Raw genomic sequence first — 18,384 nt, 5'->3', positions numbered from 1 at the left:
GCTACCATGCAGACGCCGAAGAGGGGCGGATCAGCTGAGGGGCGCGCCCCTGATCAGCACTCGTGGTCGGCCTCTGAGGTCGCGATCCGCTCCAGAAGGCCGCGCAGGCTGACGCGGTCATGCGCGGACAGCGCGGCGAACAGCCGGTCCTCGACCTCGCTCAGGGCGGTGTCCAGTGCGCCGAGCGTGATCGTGCCCTGAGCGGTGATCTGCACGATGTGGCGGCGCCGGTCGGCGGGGTCACGCCTGCGCTGGACCAGATCCGCGCCTTCCAGGTCCTTCAGGATGGCCACGAGCACGCTGGGGTCGACCTCGAGTTTGTCGATGAGTGCCTGTTGGCTCACCGGGCCGGAGCCGAGGTGCATCAGCGTCATCGCAGCGTCGAGGCGCGCGCCGAGGCGAGGAACACTGGGCCCAGCACTTCAAGGACAAGGCCGTCGGCCTTTCCCGCCCGGCTCTCGACTGCGCCCCCAACCTGCAGACGGAGCTGATCCACAATGGCTACCCCGGAGGGCCGATCGCCTATGCCCAGGTCTGCCGCGAGTGGCTTCAGGGGGGCGGGTTCGAGCGCGACCTGGTCATCGAGGGCGTGGCCCGAGCGACAGCGTGAACCGGGCCGACCACGTGGGTGCCCAGTTCAGTCGGACCGAGCCGTAGCGCGCACGAGGCTGTCCTCGATACGGGTCAGGACCTCGACGGCCTCGGCCTGCTGCTCGGGCGAGAGGCCACCGGCGACGCTGTTCTCCAGGTCGAGACAGATCCCTTCGACCTCCTGGCGCAGCGCGTTGCTGGCGGCCGTCGGCTCGACGAGGGTGGCCCGCTTGTCGGTGGGGGACTTGAGGCGTCGGACGAAGCCCGCGTTCTCCAGGCGCTGGATGGTCCGGGTCATGGTGGCGGCGTCGGAGCCCAGCAGACGGACGAGGTCGGTCTGGCGCTGGGGCCCGCGCTCCCACAGCTGCATCATGACCAGCTCCTGGCCGGGGTGGAGGCCGACCCGGCGCAGCAGGTGTCCGGCCAGCATCCGGTGCAGGCGGGCCACCCGCAGGATCGCGTGGCTGACCGGGCCCGCCATGACAGAGGCCGGAAGGGGCTCGCTCGCCGTCGCCGGCACGTCCCCTGTGGTCGGCCGGGCGTTGCCCTCGGCCTCCGGCCGGCTCATACGGTCCTCGCCACCCCTGAGTCGATTGAAGAGGTGAACCCTATCGCGCGCGTACCAGTCCGAGCAGCGACCGGCCGCGGCAGGGCCGAGCTCCTGCATCGTCGCACTCAGGCCGTCAGCACCGGCGTGACGTCTGTTCACCATGTATCAACGCATGGAGCACACAGGTGGCTCGGGGCGGCGAACCCTAGCGACGGCGTCTTCGCGCTGACCTCCACCCCGGACGGAGGGCCGCGCATCGACCCGCTGCCCTCCTCCGGCGGCGCCACCGAAATCCACCTCGGGCCATCCCGGCGCGGAGCCCTGCCGGCTCTACGACGCTCTCAGGCCGCCACCCTCGACAGCTGGGAGGACGCCTCCCGCCGGCTCCTCCGTTTCGCCGGGCGATGCACACACGGCAGCGGCCTCTGGAAGGCCATCCATGGCGCCCCACAGCACGCACCACTGCGCCTGCGCCGGCCCAAGGTCGTGGAGTGGACCCGGGAGGTCCGGGATGCCGCAGCCGGATGGTAGGTGACCGTCTCGGTGATCCTGCTGACCGTGAAGTGCGCACTCATCCACGTGGCAAGCGCGTCAGCCATGAGGTGGGCGGACCACCGCACTGCGACTCCACCATGTCCAAGCAGCGAAAACACCCCCGCGCCCACGCCGACGATCAGCGACGTCTCATCACCCCGACCGAAACGGCCGGGTTAGGCCTGTCCGGCGGATCATGCCGCAGACGCGGGGCTGGCACCCCATCTGCGGCGTTGTCGTCACTCGCCGACTCCCCCACGCTCGACTTCGCTCGCGCGGGGGACCCCCATCGCGTCGACTCCCTCCTCCGCCTTGCAGCTGGACGCACCAGGCCCCGCTCGCCGGCGCAGATGAGACCCCGTCGCTTTCCTGCGACCTGATCCGCCGGACAGGGCCCTAGTCCGCGTCGGCGGGCCGGCCTTCGCCGACCATGAACCTCCAGACCAGCCCGTGGCCCAGGACGACCAGCAGGATCAGCAGAATCGCCTCGGCCTGAATCGGCTTCAGGTCGACGACGTCGGCGAGTTCGGGCTCCGCGCCCACCACCGCGATCAAGGCGTAGAACAGGGCCGCCACTGCCTGCGCCAGGGTCAGGAACAAGGGCGAGCCGTCCCCGCGGCTGCGCCCGGTCAGGCGCAGCGTCGACACACAGCCGATCACGGCGAGCACCACGAAGCTGAACCGCCAGATCTCCGGGGTCTCGGTGCCGCCAACCTGTGCAAAAAGGCCCATGAGCGCGGGGAGCAGGAACGAGAGATAGATACCACCGACGATCCGGCGCAGCGCCGGATCGCGCAGCCAGTCCCGGTGCCGCTGCACCACGTTCCACCAGAGGCCGACCAGCGTGAAGCAGGTGGCCGAGAAGAGTGCGTAGAACGTGCTGACATCCACCGGGCCTCCCACGTCAGGATTCGCACGGCGCGTCCCCCGGGACCGCGTTGAACGGTCATGGTCCCGGCGGCGTGGACCCGTGCGGAGTGGTGCGAGCGTCCCACGACAATGCCGCTGCCCTGGTGGACCGACACCCGTCACGCAACCCGAACGGACGCCGCCGACTCGCTGTTCGTGTCCGCTGGCGCACGTATTGACCGAGCGATTGTCGAAGCGGCATCTTCCGCCGACCTCAAAGCTGCCCTCACCTTCTGACCCCGATCCACGGTCTGACCACAATCACACGAACGAGCGGGCCGGGTTCTTCGCGGCCCCGGGCCGCCGAGGCCACGATCAACCAGCTGCCGTCCGCGCCGGGAAACCAGCCGCCGGGGGTCGAGCGTGGCTCACCGCTCTTGCGGCCGACGGTCGTCAGGACCTGGCTCGGGTGGAGCCCGCCTCGTGCGGCAATCGGCGCGCTGCGGCGCCCGCGAGGCCGGTGGCCGGTGCGGGCGCCGCAGTGTGGCTACGTGCTGTGGCTCGTCAGTCGAGGGTGGGGTAGTCGGTGTAGCCGCGGTGGTCGCCGCCGAAGGAAGTGGCGCGGTCGGGGGTGTTGAAGGGGCCGTTCTGCTGCAGGCGGGTGGGGAGGTCGGGGTTGGCGAGGAAGAGGCCGCCGTAGGCGATGAGGTCGGCGATACCGTCCTCGATCAGCTTCAGCTCCTCGGGGCCGGTGGGCTCCGTGCCGGTGAAGGGATTGAGGATGAACGTGGTGGGCCAGGCTTTGCGCAGCCGGAGGGTGAGGTCGCGGACCTCGGGGGCCTCCATCTGGTGCAGGTAGGCCAGGTTCAGCGGGGCGAGCGCGTTGACGAGGGCGGTGTAGGTGGCCTCGACGTCGGTGCGGTCGCTCTCGTCGATGTCGTTGTAGGGGTTGGCGGGGGAGATGCGGAAGCCGACCTTGTCGGCCCCGATGGCCTGGGCGACGGCGTCGGCGGTCTCGACGGCGAAGCGGATGCGGTTTTCGGGGATGCCGCCCCAGGCGTCGGTGCGCTGGTTGGCGTTGGGGGCGAGGAACTGGTGGATGAGGTAGCCGTTGGCGCCGTGCAGTTCCACGCCGTCGAAGCCGGCCTCGATGGCGTTGCGGGCGGCCGTGGCGTAGTCGGCGATCGTCTGCTGGATCTCGTCCTCGGTCAGTTCCTTCGGCGTGACGAAGTCCTGCGGGCCCTGTTGGGTGTAGACCTGCCCCTGGGCGGCGACCGCGGAGGGGCCGGCCGGGGTCAGTCCCATCAGAGTGGGGTGACCGACCCGGCCGGTGTGCATCAGCTGAAGGTAGATCACACCGCCCTGGGCGTGCACGGCGTCGGTGACCGTGCGCCAGGCCGCGATCTGCTCCACTGAGTGGATGCCCGGGGTGTTCGGGTAGCCCTGGCCGATCACCGACGGCTGCGTGCCCTCCGTCACGATCAGGCCCGCACTCGCCCGCTGCGCGTAGTACTCGGCCATCAGCTCCGTGGCGGACTGCCCGGGGCCGTAGGCGCGGCTGCGGGTCATCGGAGCCATCACGATCCGGTTCGACAGGCTCGTGCCGGAGAGGTCGTAGGACTCAAAGGCCGTCGACATGATCACAATCCTTGCTTCACAGAGGAAGACCGCCGCACACGCAGCGGCCCAGACGGATCGGCACCTCTGGCGCCGTTTACTGTCCGAACAAGTAAATACGAAAATCGCGGCTGGTGTGAATGCGGTGGACCGACGTGTGGGATATGTAGCGCCTTTAGCTGCAGTGATGGCGGCACGCCGGGGCGGTGACCCTCCCTGAGGGGGTCGACCTTATCAAACAACTTGGTCGACCACTTGGAGCCTCGTGAGGCTCCGAGTGGCATGCAGGGGTAACCGAATCCCGGGTTCAGCCGGGCGGGGCGGTCGTTCCCCGGACGACGAGGCGGGGGGCGACGACGTGTTCCCCGGCCGGGGTCTTGTCGTCCTCCAGACGTGCGACGGCCCGGCCGACGGCGAGCCCGGCGAGGCGGGGGGATGTCCTGTCCGACGGTGGTGAGATCGATGTGGGCCAGGCGTGCCAGATGGCTGTCGTCGAAGCCGCCGACGGAGATGTCGCCGGGGACCGCGATGCCGGAGAGCAGGAAGACGCCGAGAACGCCGGTCGCGCAGCGGTCGTCGAAGGCCAGTACGGCTACGTCCCCGAGTTCAGCCGGGAGGTGACTTCGTCAGCCGAACTCCTCAGCCGAACTCCTCAGCCGAAGCCCTCAGCCGAACTCCTCGACGTACTCCTCCGGCGGCCCCAGCTCCGGGCGATCCCGCAACTCCAGGAATCCGCCGAGCCGTTCCAGTTCGAGGACCGTCACGGTGTTCTCACCGACGCGCAGCAGCGGTGCCGGGCAGTAGAGCGTGACCTGCGGCCCGATCTCCCCGTAGCGGCCCAGCAGGAACCCGTTGACCCAGACGAGACCACGGCTCGATCCCGGCAGCGCGAGGAAGGTGTCCGCGGGCGTGCCGACGTCGAACGTCGCGACGGCGAACCCGGTGTGCGTGGTCGCGGGACCGGCGCCGACCGCGCCGGTGAGCTCCGCAAAGGACCATTCCTGGAGCGCGACCGGGGTGCTGTCCCAGCCCTGCACGATGCGCCGGTCGACGAGGACGGGACCGAGCAGGCCCTTGTGCCGGCCGATGCCGGGTCCGTAGTTCACCCGGCCGAGGTTCTCGACCAGGACCTCCAGCCGTACGACGTCGCCGGTTCCGCGTAAAGGGAGTTCCGGGGAACCGGGATCGGCGGCGCCGAGGAGGGTGCCGTCGGCGAAGACCAGGGCCCGGTCGCGTACGTCGGTGAGGACCAGCCGGTGCTCGCCCGCCGGAATGCGCGGGTGGGCGGTGTGCAGGACCATGCCCGCATCCAGCCCGAGACGCTCGAACGAGGCGGGGCGCGGGGCGGTCGAGACGGGGGCCGGCACGGCTCGGAGGCCGGGGAGCAGGTCGGCGCGGTGGGCGAACGGGACGCGGGCCGGCGGGAGCGTCGGCATCCGGGCGGGCGACCGGAGCGGCCCACGGGCGCCGAGTGCCTCGCGCACGGCGAAGAACTTGGCGGTGAGGCTGCCGTCCTCGGCGATCGGCGCGTCGGAGTCGTAGCTCGTCACGACGGGCCGCAGCCGGCCCTCGTGCTCGTTGGCGCCCGCCCACAGCCCGAAGTTGGTGCCGCCGTGCGCCATGTAGATGCTGACGCTGCCGCCGTCGGCGACGATGCTGCGGAGCGTGCGGACCGCGCTGTCCACCCCGCGGACGTGGTGCCGCCCGCCCCAGTGGTCGAACCAGCCGTTCCAGAACTCGGCGACCAGGAACGGTTCGTCCGGTCGGCGTGCCGCGAGGAGCCGGCGGGCGGCCTCGGGATCGGAGCCCAGGGTGACGGCCGTCAGGGTCCCGGGCAGGGTGCCGCCGTCCAGCATGAGCTCGGTGGGCCCGTCGGCGGTGAACAGCAGCTCCCGGATACCACGTTCGGTCAGAGCACGTCGATTCCAGCGCAGGTAGGCCTGGTCGTCGCCGAAGCTGCCGAACTCGTTCTCCACCTGTACCGCCACGACCGGTCCGCCCTCGGACGCCTGGAGCGCGGCGACGCGTGGGACCAGCTCGTCGAACCAGCGGCCGACGGCGGAGGTGAACGCCGGATCCGAGCTGCGAACGCCGACGTCCTGGCCGGTGAGCCAGCTCGGCAGGCCGCCGTTGGACCACTCCGCGCAGATGTACGGGCCGGGCCGGACGATGACGTCGAGGCCCTCCTCGCCCACCGTGCGGATGAACCGCTCGACGTCCCGCCAGCCGTCGAAGCGTGGCGTCTCGTCCTCGCGGGGCTGGTGATAGTTCCAGGGCACATAGGTGTCGACCGTGTTGAGTCCGAGGTCGGCGAGACGACGGATCCGGTCCCGCCAGAGGTCGGGGTGGACCCGGAAGTAGTGCAGTGCCCCGGACAGGATGCGATGGGGGGCGCCGTGCCGGTACAGACGCCCCGCGCGCCAGGTGAGCGCGTGTGTCGTGCTCAGCTCAGTCACGGCATGAGCGTATGTTATCGATGCCATCCCTAACAAGAACGCTAGGATCTTTGGGAACACGGAATGGAGCGTCATGACCGAGGGCACCGCCAGGCCGAGGCAACCGAGCATGGCCGACGTGGCTCGGACCGCCGGGGTCTCCGCGCAGACCGTCTCGCGTGCGCTGCGCGGCTCGCCGAACGTCAACCCCGAGACCCGCAGGCTCGTGCTCGCCGCCGTGGAACAGATCGGCTACCGGTTCAACAGCGCCGCCAGGGCGCTCTCCTCCGGGCGCAGCCACACCATCGGACTCGTACTGCTGGCGTCCGGCGGGTACTACTCGCGCTCGGCGGTGACCGCCGGTGTCGAGGCGGCCGCCGGTGCGGCCGGGTACGCGGTGAGCATCGCGACCATCGCCGGACTCGACACCGCCCTGATGGAGCGATCCCTGTCCAAGCTCGCCGACCAGGGCGTCGACGGCCTCGTCATCGCCGTGCCGCTCATCTCCGTGACGCGAAAGATGGAGGACATCACCCGCGACATCCCCACCGTCACCCTCGACGGCTCGCGGACCGCGGGCGCCCGGGTGCTCGGGATCGACCAGCGCGAGGCGGGCCGGGTCGCCACACAGCACCTGCTCGACCTGGGACACCGTCAGGTCTGGCACGTCTCAGGACCGGACGAGTGGATCGAGGCACGCCAACGCCGGCAGGGCTGGCAGGAGTGCCTGGCCGAGGCCGGCATCGAGGCGCCGCCGCCCCTCGAAGGCGACTGGTCGCCCGACTCGGGACACCGGCAAGGACAGATCATCGCGATGATCCCGGAGGTCACCGCGGTCTTCGTCGCCGGCGACGAGATGGCCTTCGGGGTGATCCGCGCGCTGCGCGAGCGGGGCCGGTCGGTGCCCGACGACGTGTCCCTCGTGAGCGTCGACGACATCGCCCTCGCGGCCTACTGCTCTCCGCCGCTGACCACCGTCCGGCAGGACTTCTACCGCTACGGCGCGGCGGCCGTCCACCTGCTGCTCAAGGGCGACGACGCCGCCGTCGACGCATCCGTCGCCACCGCGCCCCTGTCGGTACGCGCCTCGACGGCTCCGCCGCGCCCCCTCTGAGGATCGCGGCGCCCGCGCACGGAAAAGCCTCGTGTGGGCCCCTTGCGCCCTCCTGTGGATCAGTGCCACCGTAAGCCTTCATGTTATCGGTGCCACCGTAGCAACGGCGGGGCCTGCCCTCTCGCGCTCTGACATCGATGTCCCGCCACAGACCTCGGTTCATCTCGCCCGGCTGCACCGCCCCCGCGGCATCAGCGGAAGGAAACCGACATGAAGGTATCGCCGTGCACGGCGCCGGCCGCGGTCCGGCCGAGCGACCGCCAACTCGCCTGGCAGGAAATGGAGTTCTACGGGTTCGTCCACTTCGGCATGAACACCATGACGGACCGGGAGTGGGGCGAGGGACACGACGACCCGGCCGCCTTCGACCCGGCCGGGCTCGACGCCGACCAGTGGGTCGTGGCACTCAAGAGCGCCGGGATGACCGGCGTGATCCTCACCTGCAAACATCACGACGGCTTCTGTCTGTGGCCCAGCGACGTCACGACCTACTCGGTCGCCGCGTCGCCGTGGCGAGGCGGCCGGGGCGACGTGGTCGCGGAGGTCGCCGACGCGGCCCGGCGCCACGGCCTGCGGTTCGGGATCTACCTCTCCCCGTGGGACCGCCACGACGTGTCCTACGGATCCGGGACCGCGTACGACGACTTCTACGTCGCCCAGCTCACCGAACTGCTCACCCGATACGGACCGGTGTTCTCCGTGTGGCTGGACGGCGCGAACGGCGAGGGCTCGAACGGCAGGCGCCAAGTCTACGACTGGGAGCGGTACTTCGCGGTGGTCCGCGAGCTGCAGCCGGACGCGGTCATCAGCGTGTGCGGGCCCGACGTCCGCTGGTGCGGCAACGAGGCCGGGGACACCCGCCCCGACGAGTGGAGCGTCGTACCACGCACCCTGCAGGATGCCGAGCGGACCGCGGACCGCTCACAGAAGGCGGACGACGGCACCTTCGCCCGGCTCGTGCGCAGCGACGATCGCGACCTCGGCAGCCGCGCCGCGCTGTCCGGGCACGAGGCCGACCTGGTCTGGTACCCGGCCGAGGTCAACACCTCGATCCGTCCCGGGTGGTTCCACCACCCGGCCGAGGACACCGCGGTCCGCTCCGTGGACGAGCTGTTCACCGTCTACCTGCGCGCTGTCGGCGGCAACTCCTGCTTCCTGCTCAACGTCCCGCCGGCCAGGGACGGACGCGTCAGCGGCACCGACGTGGCGGTCCTCGAGCGGCTCGGGCAGCGCATCAAGGACTTCCGGGCGCGCCGGATCGAGGCGACCGTGGCGGTCTCGTCCGGTACCCCGGGCGACATCGCGACCGCGTGGCCCGGCAGGGGACGTACGCCGTGGCGACCGGACGACTCGGACGACCTGCCCCGCGTGACACTCGCGTTCGCACGGCCGCGCCGGGTCGAGGCATTCGTCCTGGGCGAGGACATCAGGCAGGGCCAGCGCATCGAGCACATCGTCGTCCGGGGCCACCGGGAGGGCCGGTGGACGACGCTCGCCGAGGCGAACGCGGTGGGCCACCAGCGCATCCTGACGTTCCCGCCGACGGAGGTCGACGCCGTACGGGCCGAGCTGACCGAAACCAGGGACACGCCCGTCGTCGCCCGGGTGGCCGCGATCGGGGCGGCCTCATGAAGGGCACCTTGCCCAGACAGGGCACCTCACGCAAGCCGGGCACGGCGCGTAGGCCGAGCACCTCGCGCAAGCCGGGTGTCCCGCGCAAGGCGGCCACCGCACGCCGGCCACGTACGTCCCGCGGGCCGTCGCGCCGGGCCGTCGTCCTGTTCACCGGCGTGTGCCTCGCCCTCGCCGCGCTGGTGGTCACCGGGGTGACGATGCTCAGCCACCGCACCAACCCGGCCGAGGTCGCCTCCCTCGACGGGCACTCCGTGACCCGCGACGAACTGCTCTTCCACATGCGGCGACTCGCGCCGACCGTGCAGAACGAGCTGCGCAACACGTACCACCTGCGGGGCACGTTCGACTGGAAGGCGAAGGCCGGCGGAAAAACCGCGCTCCAGCGGCTCGAGACCCGGGCGCTCGACGAGATCCGGCGGGACAAGACCACGCTCGTCCTCGCGAAGGAACAGGGACTCGTCGACTCCGTGGACCACACGGACTTCCTCGCCGACCTGAGCAAGGAGAACCAGTCCCGTGCCGATGCCATCGCCGAGGGCCGGACGGTCTACGGCGTCGCGCACTTCTCCCCCGAGGAGTACTACACCCACCGGCTCACCGAGCTCACCACGAGCCTGAAGAAGCGGCTCGGCGCGAACGCCGACGGCCCGCTCCGGGTCACCGAAGCCGACGTCCGGCACGCGTTCGACGCCGACCGGGACGCCTGGAGCGCCAACGCGACCACGTACCGGTACACGCAGCTCGTCGTACCGTCGCCCGCCGACGCCGCCGGTCTTCAGCACCGGGTGACCGCCGCCGGGAGCCTCACGGCCGTCGCCGCCGAAGAACCCGGTGCCAAGCTCACGACCGGCACCTACCACGGCACCGGATCCAACGGGCTGAGTGCCCACGACCAGGACCTCGTCACGGTGCTCGGCGACCTCGCACCGGGCCGGATCTCCGCCCCGGTCCCGGGCACCGGCCAGATCACCTTCTACCAGCTCCAGAGCAGGACTGTCGACGAGGACAAGGCATTCGCTGACTACTCCCAGCGGATCCGGCAGTCCCTCGTCGAGAAGAAGTTCGACCAGTTGATCCAGCGCCGGGCCGACGACAGCGACCTCGATGTCGACACCTCGGCGTTGGACGCCATCAACGCAGAGGATGTGCAGCAATGAGACCCGTCGACACCGGACCACCCCTCACACGGACGCTGTACGTGGGCTTCGTCGCCCTGCTGGCCGCGCTGCTCGTCGGATCGTTCGTGCCCGCCGCGCACGCCGCCGCAGTCCCGGACCGCGCTCCCGCCCCCGCCGCCGCCCAGCCGTCCTGGCCGGGCAACTCGCCGAACAGGACCGGCGGCAAGGACTACTTCATCGACGCCACGCACGGTCGCGACAACGCGGCCGGCACCTCGTCGAAGACCGCCTGGCGCACCCTGGCCAAGGCGAACGCGACGACGTTCGCACCGGGCGACCGCATCCTGCTCAAGGCCGGTGAGCAGTGGCAGGACGAGCAGCTGTGGCCCAAGGGCTCGGGCAGCGCGGGCAGGCCGATCACCATCTCGGCGTACGGCGCCCCGAGCGCCGGCCGGCCGTACATCGCGACGAACGGCAAGGTGCCCAGCCCGTTCAACGCGGACGGCACGAAGAACCCCGCCACCGTCGGCCGGACCGGCGCCATCGTGCTGCGCAACCAGCAGTACTGGGAGATCAACAACGTCGAGCTGTCCAACGACGACGACTTCGCGACCAACATCACCAAAGGGACCTACGTCCGCGACGGAATCATGGTGTCGATCAACGCCGACCTCCTGCCGGGCGGCGCGGACAGCGTCATGGACCACTTCCGCATATCGGACGTGTTCGTCCACAACATCGACGGCCCGAGCTACTGGCAGAAGATCCACTACGGCGCCGTCGACTTCCAGGTCTTCGGCAGCCGCAGCTACAAGGACTACGGCACCGGCGGCTACCACTTCAAGGACGTCCGGATCGAGAACAACACCTTCGAGAACGTCGAACTGCACGCCGTCCAGTTCGCTTTCAACTGGTTCGCGGCCGACGGCGCGGACGCCGGCCAGTACGACGAGAACGGAAAGTGGCACGAGGGCTGGGAACAGCTGTGGGTGCGCACCCGCGACCTGTACAGCCGTGATGTCTACATCGGCCACAACTACGCCGAGAGCATCGGGCAGGGCGCGATCCAACTCGCCAACACCAAGAACATGACGGTCGAGTACAACGAGGTGAACGGGTATCTGAAGCGCTACGACGCGGTGTCCTGCGCCCTCTACCTGTGGGCCGGCGCCGACTCGGTCATGCAGTACAACGAGGTCTACGGCGGTCCCGACAACGAGTACGACGGCACTCCTTGGGACCTCGAATACACGAACTTCAACGTCACGTACCAGTTCAACTACTCGCACGACAACGCGGCGGGCTGGATGGCCTACATGGGCAACAGCTCCAACTCGGTGGCCCGTTACAACCTGAGCGTCAACGACAACGGCGTGCTCGTGAAGAACATGCTGTCGACGAACTACTCGCCGACCTATTTCACGAACAACACCTTCGTCTACGACGGCGCGGATCTCGACTACGTCCACGACGAGACGTTCCTGAGCCGCGTCTACTTCCTGAACAACATCTTCTACAACACCTCGAAGACGACCGAGACACCCTGGTACCGCCGGACCGGCGCGCTACGGCAGGCCGTGTTCTCCAACAACGACTACTACGAGGCGAGCGGCACCCACTCCACCCAGGAACCGGCCGACCCGAGGGGCTCCCGGGCCGACCCACGGTTCGTCGGCGACCCCGCCGACTACGTGACCGGGGCGGGCGTGAAGCAGATCCGGAAGGCCGCGGCGCACTTCGCGCTGCGCAAGGACTCGCCGCTCGTCGACGCCGGCCGGTACAACCCGCACCTGGGCACCCAGGACTTCCTCGGCACGCACCTCTACTACGGCGACGCACCGGACATCGGCATCGCCGAGTCGCGGATCGGCCCGCAGGTCACGGACCCGGTCGACGACGATCCCATCGAGGACGAGGTGGACAACCGGGTCGACCTCGCGCGCGGCAGACCGGTCACCGCGAGTTCGACCCACTCGGGGGCGAACGGGACGCTCACCGCGGACAAACTGACCGACGGCGACCTCACGACCCGCTGGGCCGCGGCCGACGACGCGACCTACCCGATCACGCTCGACATCGACTTCGGCGCGGACACCACCCTCGACGAGGTCTACCTGGACGAGTACACCGATTCGGGCACCAACCCGCGGGTGCAGTCCTTCGAGCTGCAGCGGTGGGACGCCGGAACCGGCCGGTGGGTGACCTTCGCGAGCCGCGACACCGGCATCGGGCACGACCTCACCGTGACCGGCTTCGGCAGCGTCACGACCTCCCGGCTCCGGGTGGCGCTCACCCAGCAGATCGCGACGGAGCAGTACACCCCGACACTGACCGAGATCGCCGTCTACCGCAGCGCCGAGTAGGGCCTGTCCTGGGCCGGCCCTAACCACGCGACGGCCACGGGTGGGCGGACGCCACGGCGTCCGCCCACCCGTGGCCGTGTGGGCGTCAGCCCTCGGGCTGGGTGATGACGCCCTTGCACCGGGCGACGTTGTCGGCGGTGCCGGGGGAGGCGGCGGCCTTCGCGGTGAAGTTGGCGACGTAGGCGTCGTGGGCGGCGGAGTCGTCGACCTTGAGCAGCGCCTCGTCGTTCTCCCACAGGGCCGGGCCGGTGTAGTTGTTCTGGTTGATGGACTTGCCCAACTCCGGTCGGCCCAGGCAGGGCTTGCCGACGGGGGCACAGGTCCACGAACTGCTGATGGCCCCTTCTTACGTCAGGCCGTCGCGGGTGGTCGGCGCCGTCGGCGCCGCGCTGCTGTGCGCGCCGGCCACGGCCTGCGGCCCAGACCTCGTATCCGGATGTGCTCCGGGTGCGCCGTCACCGCTGCGGGCGCAGACTGGCCAGGTGAGCCGTACGCACACGCAACGGAACGAGCGCTCGCTCGGTGCAGGACGCGCGGCCTCCCAGCCGCTGGCGCTCGCGGCGATGATGTTCGCGGTGGCGATGACGTTCATCGACCAGACGATCGTGTCGATCGCGGCGCCCGACATCGTCTCCGAGTTGGGACTGTCCACGTCGGGCATGCAGTGGGTGGTCAACGCCTACCTGCTGGCCCTGGCCGCGTTCTTCGCCGTCGGCGGGCGCCTGGCGGACCTGTGGGGACCACGCCGCGTCGTCGTGGCAGGCACCCTGATCTTCGTCATCTCCTCGGTACTTTGCGGCTGCGTACCCGCCGGGGACTATGCACTGACGTGGCTCGTCGTCTTCCGGGCGACCCAGGGACTCGGGGCCGCGTTGCTCTTCCCCGCCGCGCTCGCGGTCGTCGTGGCGGTGTTCCCGGTCGAGCGGCGGGGACGCGCCCTGGCCCTGTTCTTCGGCATCACCGGCGCCCTCACCGCCCTGGGACCGCTGCTGGGCGGCTGGTTGACCACCTGGACCTGGCGGGCGATCTTCTGGGTGAACGTTCCCGTCGCGATCGTGGCACTGATCCTCACCGCGCTCGCCCGCATCTCCGACCGGCGGCGCGACGAGCCGCTGGACGTCACGGGCGCGCTGCTGATCGCCGTCGGCATGGGCACGAGCGTGCTCGGCTTCCAGCAGGCGTCGGTCTGGGGGTGGGACAGCGCGGCGACCTGGGCCTGCATCGTCGGCGGCCTCGCGGTGCTGTACGTCTTCTGCCGCTACGAACTGCGCACGCACCACCCGCTGATCAACCTGTCGGTCTTCCGCGACCGTGCCTTCACGGTGGACGCGCTGGTGCTCTTCTTCGCCATGCTGGCGTTCGTCCCCGTGTTCTTCTTCGCCTCGGTCTACGCCCAGGTCTCCCTCAGCGCCTCGCCCAACCAGGCCGCCCTGTACCTGCTGTACTTCTTCGCGGGATTCGCCATCGCCTCCCAGTGGGGCGGCCGTATCCTCGACAAGCAGGGCGCCCGTCCGGCGCTGAAGCTCGGCTGCGTGGTCGGCGCCGTCGGGTTCGCGCTGTGGGCCGGCAAGTTGACCGACCTGTCCATGCACGACCAGTGGCCGTACGTCGCGCTCGCCGGCGCGGGCATCGGTTTCATCCTCGCCCCGGCCTCGACGGACGCCGTCAATCGCGCGATCGACGCGTCCTACGGCGAAGTCACCGGCATCACCCAGACCGTCCGCAACTACGCGGCGAGCGTGGGCCTGGCCGTCTTCGGCACCATGCTGACGCACACGATGACCGACCGCGTCGAGGACACCCTGCAGACGCGTGGGATTCCGCCGGACACAGCCCACTCCGTGGCGGGAGACGTGACCCAGGAGATCACGGGCCAGGCGGACGCCCGCACCCCCACCGGCGACGGACCGGTCTCGACGGCCATGCGCGATGCGATGTCCTCGATCCGCATGGATTTCGCGGAGGCCAACCAGTGGGTGTTCTACGGCATGGCCGTCGCCCTCGGCATCGGCTTCCTGTGCGCCCTGCGCCACCCGTCCGGCCGGGAACCGACCCGGGCCGACGAGAAGACCGCAACTCTGGAGAAGCACCGCGGAGATCTCTCTTCCTAGCGTGTGAGGCACGAGGGACGGCCTCGCAACGGAAAAGGAAGAGGACGACATGTCTGACGAGCGAGCTGCGACGGTGGACGGTACGGCCCTGCGGGTGGCCCTGTGGCGGGCCCTGCACGTCCGGGTCGACCCGCCGCCGCATGTGCTCGAGGACGAGATCGGGCTGGAGTTGGCGGCGCCGGACGACGGCTGGCTCCGTCGTCCGGACATGGACCAGGAGGCCACGAGCCGCATGCGGGCGTCCATCGTGGCCCGAGCTCGCTTCATCGAGGATCTGGTCGTGGAGCAGGCCCGCAGGGGCGTCAACCAGTACGTCGCCCTCGGGGCCGGTCTGGACACCTTCGCCCAGCGCAGGCCCGAGATCGCCTCCGGGCTGCGGGTGTTCGAGGTCGACCAGCCCGGCCCGCAGGCCTGGAAGCGGCAGCGCCTGATCGAGCTCGGCTTCGGCGTCCCCGAGTGGCTGCGGCTCGTGCCGGTCGACTTCGAAGAGGGCTGGTCCTGGTGGGAGCGGCTGATGGCGGCCGGCTTCGACGCGGACCGGCCGGCGGTCGTGGCCTCCACCGGCGTCACCATGTACCTCACCAAAGACGCGACCGCGGCCACACTGCGCCAGGTCGCCAAGCTCGCCCCCGGCTCCACGCTGGCCACGACGTTCATGGTGCCGCTCGACCTCGTCGCGGCGGAGGAGCGCCCACTGCTCCAGGCGACGGAGAAGTCCGCCCGAGCAGCCGGGACGCCCTTCGTCAGTTTCTTCTCCCCACCGGAGATGCTGGCACTGGCCCGCGAGTCCGGTTTCCGGCAGGCCCGGCACATCTCGGCGACGAGTCTCGCCCGGCGCTACTTCGCCGACAGGACGGACGGCCTGCGGCCGTCCAGCGCGGAGGAACTGTTGGTGGCCACGACCTAGGAGTCGCAGGATCCCGGGTAGTAGCTGTACTCGTCGAGGTGGAGGAGGTTGACGCCGATGACCCGTGGGTCACCACATCGCCCCCGGTGCACAGCCGCCCGCAAGAACGGATGAGGGAAGGCGGCACCGGGCATGGCGCCGGTGGGGTTCTCTTCAGCGAGCGGGTGGGTCGCGCTGCCTGCACGCCATCACGCGCGGACACCTGCAGGAGGTTCTTGCACCCCGGCGCTTTCACCCGACCGAGTGGCTCCGTGCAGGAGGTACAGGCATGCGCCGGCGCTGCGTGATGACGGACGAAAGAGGGCATCGATGATGGCCAAATGATGTATTCGAGGGCTTCAGTAACTCCCTGGCGTGGACCTAGCGTTGCGAGCACGGAAGCAGGGTGATGTGTTTGACGGCTTCGGATCCTCTCCGACACACACCGTGCGCTGCCGGTGCGGGAGGCCGCCGCGGCGGCGTACCGGACCGCCGCGGCGCTGCTGAAGTAAAGGCCGCAGGCCAACTGACCCTCACCAGCACCGGAGACATCACGAACATGCCACCTCAGCGAGTACTGGGCGTTGCCGTCGTCGGCACCGGCAAGATGGGCGCGGACCATGTGCGCAGACTGCATGACGTCGTCAGCGGGGCCCGGGTGACCGCCGTCGTCGACATCGACGCGGACCGCGCCAGGACACTCGCGGACGCCATCGAGGGCTGCAGGGCGTACACCGAACCCGCGGCGGCCATGGCGGCGCACGACGTGGACGCCGTCCTCATCGCCTCCCCGGGGCCCGCCCACGAGGCGGCCCTGCTCGAAGCCCTCGGCCGCGACCTGCCGGTGCTGTGCGAGAAGCCGCTCACCCCCGACGCGGCTTCCGCCCTCCGCGTCCTGGAGGCGGAGCAGCGGCTCGGGCACCGGCGTGTCCAGGTGGGCTTCATGCGGCGGTACGACACCGAGTACATGAAGCTGAAGCGGCTCCTCGACGGCGGTGAGCTGGGCAGGGCACTGATGCTGCACCACCGGCACCGCAACCTCGCCATGCCGCCGTGGTTCACCAACGAGATGCTCATCAACGACTCGGTGGTCCACGAGATGGACGTGACCCGCTGGCTCCTCGACCAGGAGATCACAGCGGTCACCGTGCACCAGCCGACCCCGTCGTCCCATGCGCCGGCCGGAATGAACGACCCTCAGTTCGTCCTCCTCGAAACCGAGTCGGGCGCGCTCGTCGACGTCGAGATCTTCGGCCACTGCGGCTACGGCTACCAGGTGCAGGCCGAAGCGGTCTGCGAGCGGGGCACCGTACGCATCGGTGACGAGCACGGGCCGCGGCTGAGCACCGACGGCCGCTGGGGCGGACGCATCACACCGGACTACGTCGAGCGCTTCGAGGACGCCTACGACCAAGAGGTCCAGGGCTGGGTGGACGCCACGCGACGCGGCGGGACCACCGGCCCGAGCGCCTGGGACGGCTACGCGGCCGCGGCCGTGTGCGAGGCGGGCGTGCTGTCCCAGCGGGAGGGGCGGCGTGTCGAGGTCGACCTGATCGGGCGGCCCGCTTTCTACCGGTAGGCCGCACGCACACGGCGGGAGAGGGCGGTACCGATCCGGTACCGCCCTCTCCCTTCGCTTCTCAGCCGACCCAGTCCACTGCCGGGAGCACCGTACGCGGCCGGACCGGGAACCCGGCCGCCCGGTAGCAGTCGTCGATGAGCCGCATGGTGGTCAGCGCGTCGAGCGGCATGGGAATCCTGTTTCTTTCAGCCCGGGGGCGGCTCAGTCCTGGCCGCCGAAGACGGTCTGGTCCCAGTCGATGACCGAGCCGGTCACCACGCCGCTGCGGTCGGAGAGCAGGAAGACGACGAAGTCGGCGATCTCGTCGACCTGCCCGAGCTTGCCCATGGGCTGTGCCTTGGCGGCCTCCTCCCGCCAGTCGTCGCCCGCGCCGTGGAAGGCGCGCTGCGTGGCGTCCTCGCCCTCGGTGTCCGTCCACCCGATGTTGAGGCCGTTGATCCGGATACGGTCCCAGCGGTGGGCGTGGGCGGCGTTGCGTGTCAGGCCGGCCAGACCGGCCTTGGCCGCGGAGTACGGCGCCAGGTGGGGCGGCCCGCCGTGGGCGCAGTTGGAGATGATGTTGACGATGGTGCCCGGCGCCTTGCGGGCCGTCATGTCGGCCACGGCCGCCTGCATCGCGAAGAACGGCGCGCGCAGATTGATCGCCATGTGCTGGTCGAACAGCTCCGGCGTGGTGTCAAGGAGCGAGCCGCGCGACGTCAGCCCGGCCGCGTTGACCAGGCAGTCGACGCGCCCATGAGCATTCACGGCCTGTACGGCGCTGTCGCGCGCCTGCGCCGGATCGGAGAGGTCCGCCCGCACGAAGCGCGCGCCCGTGTCCGCGGCGAGCTTCTCGCCCACCTCGGCCCGGCGCCCGGTGAAGACGACGGTCGCGCCTTCCCGTACGGCGGCCCGCACGACGCCCGCGCCGACGCCCTGGCTGCCGCCGTTGACGAGGACGACCAGGTCTTCAAGTAGCGGGGTCTCAAGCAGTCCCATGAGTGCTGTGTCCCTTTCGGC

At 70.1% G+C, this 18,384-nt stretch carries 16 protein-coding genes; 7 read left to right on the top strand and 9 right to left on the bottom strand.

The features are described from left to right. Positions 1-53: 53 nt before the first annotated feature. The 7 genes from ACFYWX_RS25545 to ACFYWX_RS25515 all read right to left on the bottom strand — a co-directional run bounded on the left by ACFYWX_RS25545 (position 54) and on the right by ACFYWX_RS25515 (position 6,624). The gene (locus ACFYWX_RS25545) at positions 54-374 is read right to left on the bottom strand and encodes a MarR family winged helix-turn-helix transcriptional regulator (RefSeq protein ID WP_389426417.1); all 321 of its coding nucleotides are present in this window, start codon (positions 372-374) and stop codon (positions 54-56) included. A gap of 263 nt (positions 375-637) precedes the next feature. Continuing rightward, a complete protein-coding gene (locus ACFYWX_RS25540) occupies positions 638-1,159 on the bottom strand; it encodes a MarR family winged helix-turn-helix transcriptional regulator (protein ID WP_389426416.1) in 522 nt (173 codons plus the stop codon). Positions 1,160-2,071: 912 nt separating this feature from the next. Continuing rightward, positions 2,072-2,566, bottom strand: a complete 495-nt coding sequence (locus tag ACFYWX_RS25535) for a hypothetical protein (protein ID WP_389426415.1) — start codon at positions 2,564-2,566, stop codon at positions 2,072-2,074. Positions 2,567-2,810: 244 nt separating this feature from the next. Next, on the bottom strand, positions 2,811-2,981 hold the full coding sequence (locus tag ACFYWX_RS25530; protein ID WP_389426544.1) for a hypothetical protein: 171 nt from the start codon (positions 2,979-2,981) through the stop codon (positions 2,811-2,813). A 107-nt stretch (positions 2,982-3,088) separates the two neighbouring features. Beyond that, positions 3,089-4,162: an alkene reductase gene (locus tag ACFYWX_RS25525; RefSeq protein WP_389426414.1), complete on the bottom strand. Its 1,074-nt coding sequence runs from the start codon at positions 4,160-4,162 to the stop codon at positions 3,089-3,091. Positions 4,163-4,164: 2 nt separating this feature from the next. Then, on the bottom strand, positions 4,165-4,683 hold the full coding sequence (locus ACFYWX_RS25520; protein WP_389426543.1) for a hypothetical protein: 519 nt from the start codon (positions 4,681-4,683) through the stop codon (positions 4,165-4,167). 123 nt (positions 4,684-4,806) lie between these two features. Next, complete coding sequence (locus ACFYWX_RS25515) at positions 4,807-6,624, bottom strand: beta-galactosidase (RefSeq protein ID WP_389426413.1); 1,818 nt, start codon at positions 6,622-6,624, stop codon at positions 4,807-4,809. Positions 6,625-6,670: 46 nt separating this feature from the next. On the opposite strand from ACFYWX_RS25515, the gene ACFYWX_RS25510 reads away from it, so the two are divergent. The 4 genes from ACFYWX_RS25510 to ACFYWX_RS25495 all read left to right on the top strand — a co-directional run bounded on the left by ACFYWX_RS25510 (position 6,671) and on the right by ACFYWX_RS25495 (position 12,806). Then, complete coding sequence (locus tag ACFYWX_RS25510; protein ID WP_389426412.1) at positions 6,671-7,690, top strand: LacI family DNA-binding transcriptional regulator; 1,020 nt, start codon at positions 6,671-6,673, stop codon at positions 7,688-7,690. A gap of 210 nt (positions 7,691-7,900) precedes the next feature. Next, positions 7,901-9,322, top strand: a complete 1,422-nt coding sequence (locus tag ACFYWX_RS25505; protein ID WP_389426411.1) for an alpha-L-fucosidase — start codon at positions 7,901-7,903, stop codon at positions 9,320-9,322. Next, positions 9,319-10,482 carry a peptidyl-prolyl cis-trans isomerase gene (locus ACFYWX_RS25500; RefSeq protein ID WP_389426410.1) on the top strand — a complete coding sequence of 388 codons (1,164 nt, stop codon included), beginning with the start codon at positions 9,319-9,321 and terminating at the stop codon, positions 10,480-10,482. Before ACFYWX_RS25505 ends, ACFYWX_RS25500 begins: the two co-directional genes overlap by 4 nt. Continuing rightward, a complete protein-coding gene (locus ACFYWX_RS25495; protein ID WP_389426409.1) occupies positions 10,479-12,806 on the top strand; it encodes a discoidin domain-containing protein in 2,328 nt (775 codons plus the stop codon). The genes ACFYWX_RS25500 and ACFYWX_RS25495 overlap by 4 nt, the downstream gene beginning before the upstream one ends. Before the next feature lie 85 nt (positions 12,807-12,891). Here ACFYWX_RS25495 and ACFYWX_RS25490 read toward each other — a convergent pair whose 3' ends face one another. Next, positions 12,892-13,086, bottom strand: a complete 195-nt coding sequence (locus ACFYWX_RS25490; RefSeq protein ID WP_389426408.1) for a hypothetical protein — start codon at positions 13,084-13,086, stop codon at positions 12,892-12,894. A 283-nt stretch (positions 13,087-13,369) separates the two neighbouring features. Here ACFYWX_RS25490 and ACFYWX_RS25485 point away from each other — a divergent pair, with 283 nt between their 5' ends. The 3 genes from ACFYWX_RS25485 to ACFYWX_RS25475 all read left to right on the top strand — a co-directional run bounded on the left by ACFYWX_RS25485 (position 13,370) and on the right by ACFYWX_RS25475 (position 17,382). After that, complete coding sequence (locus tag ACFYWX_RS25485) at positions 13,370-14,917, top strand: MFS transporter (RefSeq protein WP_389426542.1); 1,548 nt, start codon at positions 13,370-13,372, stop codon at positions 14,915-14,917. A 49-nt stretch (positions 14,918-14,966) separates the two neighbouring features. Beyond that, entirely contained in the window at positions 14,967-15,824 is an 858-nt protein-coding gene (locus tag ACFYWX_RS25480) for a class I SAM-dependent methyltransferase (RefSeq protein ID WP_389426407.1), read from the top strand. Positions 15,825-16,362: 538 nt separating this feature from the next. Further along, positions 16,363-17,382, top strand: coding sequence for a Gfo/Idh/MocA family protein (locus ACFYWX_RS25475; protein ID WP_389426406.1), 1,020 nt, complete (start codon positions 16,363-16,365; stop codon positions 17,380-17,382). A gap of 204 nt (positions 17,383-17,586) precedes the next feature. On the opposite strand, the gene ACFYWX_RS25470 is transcribed toward ACFYWX_RS25475, so the two are convergent. Further along, entirely contained in the window at positions 17,587-18,363 is a 777-nt protein-coding gene (locus ACFYWX_RS25470) for an SDR family oxidoreductase (protein WP_389426405.1), read from the bottom strand. Positions 18,364-18,384: the final 21 nt, after the last annotated feature.

The sequence above is a fragment of the Streptomyces sp. NPDC002888 genome (assembly GCF_042888465.1).
In the GTDB taxonomy this organism is placed as follows: Bacteria; Actinomycetota; Actinomycetes; order Streptomycetales; family Streptomycetaceae; genus Streptomyces.
Note: the sequence above shows the minus strand (reverse complement) of the source record. Positions and strands in the feature narration are given on the sequence as shown.

What these genes read in the sequence shown, in the direction of transcription:
- ACFYWX_RS25540 (WP_389426416.1), bottom strand. Translation starts at nt 1,159, where the DNA reads ATGAGCCGGCCGGAGGCCGAGGGCAACGCCCGGCCGACCACAGGGGAC.
- ACFYWX_RS25470 (WP_389426405.1), bottom strand. Translation starts at nt 18,363, where the DNA reads ATGGGACTGCTTGAGACCCCGCTACTTGAAGACCTGGTCGTCCTCGTC.
- ACFYWX_RS25545 (WP_389426417.1), bottom strand. Translation starts at nt 374, where the DNA reads ATGACGCTGATGCACCTCGGCTCCGGCCCGGTGAGCCAACAGGCACTC.
- ACFYWX_RS25500 (WP_389426410.1), top strand. Translation starts at nt 9,319, where the DNA reads ATGAAGGGCACCTTGCCCAGACAGGGCACCTCACGCAAGCCGGGCACG.
- ACFYWX_RS25505 (WP_389426411.1), top strand. Translation starts at nt 7,901, where the DNA reads ATGAAGGTATCGCCGTGCACGGCGCCGGCCGCGGTCCGGCCGAGCGAC.
- ACFYWX_RS25475 (WP_389426406.1), top strand. Translation starts at nt 16,363, where the DNA reads ATGCCACCTCAGCGAGTACTGGGCGTTGCCGTCGTCGGCACCGGCAAG.
- ACFYWX_RS25525 (WP_389426414.1), bottom strand. Translation starts at nt 4,162, where the DNA reads ATGTCGACGGCCTTTGAGTCCTACGACCTCTCCGGCACGAGCCTGTCG.
- ACFYWX_RS25485 (WP_389426542.1), top strand. Translation starts at nt 13,370, where the DNA reads ATGATGTTCGCGGTGGCGATGACGTTCATCGACCAGACGATCGTGTCG.
- ACFYWX_RS25495 (WP_389426409.1), top strand. Translation starts at nt 10,479, where the DNA reads ATGAGACCCGTCGACACCGGACCACCCCTCACACGGACGCTGTACGTG.
- ACFYWX_RS25515 (WP_389426413.1), bottom strand. Translation starts at nt 6,624, where the DNA reads ATGGCATCGATAACATACGCTCATGCCGTGACTGAGCTGAGCACGACA.
- ACFYWX_RS25510 (WP_389426412.1), top strand. Translation starts at nt 6,671, where the DNA reads ATGACCGAGGGCACCGCCAGGCCGAGGCAACCGAGCATGGCCGACGTG.
- ACFYWX_RS25480 (WP_389426407.1), top strand. Translation starts at nt 14,967, where the DNA reads ATGTCTGACGAGCGAGCTGCGACGGTGGACGGTACGGCCCTGCGGGTG.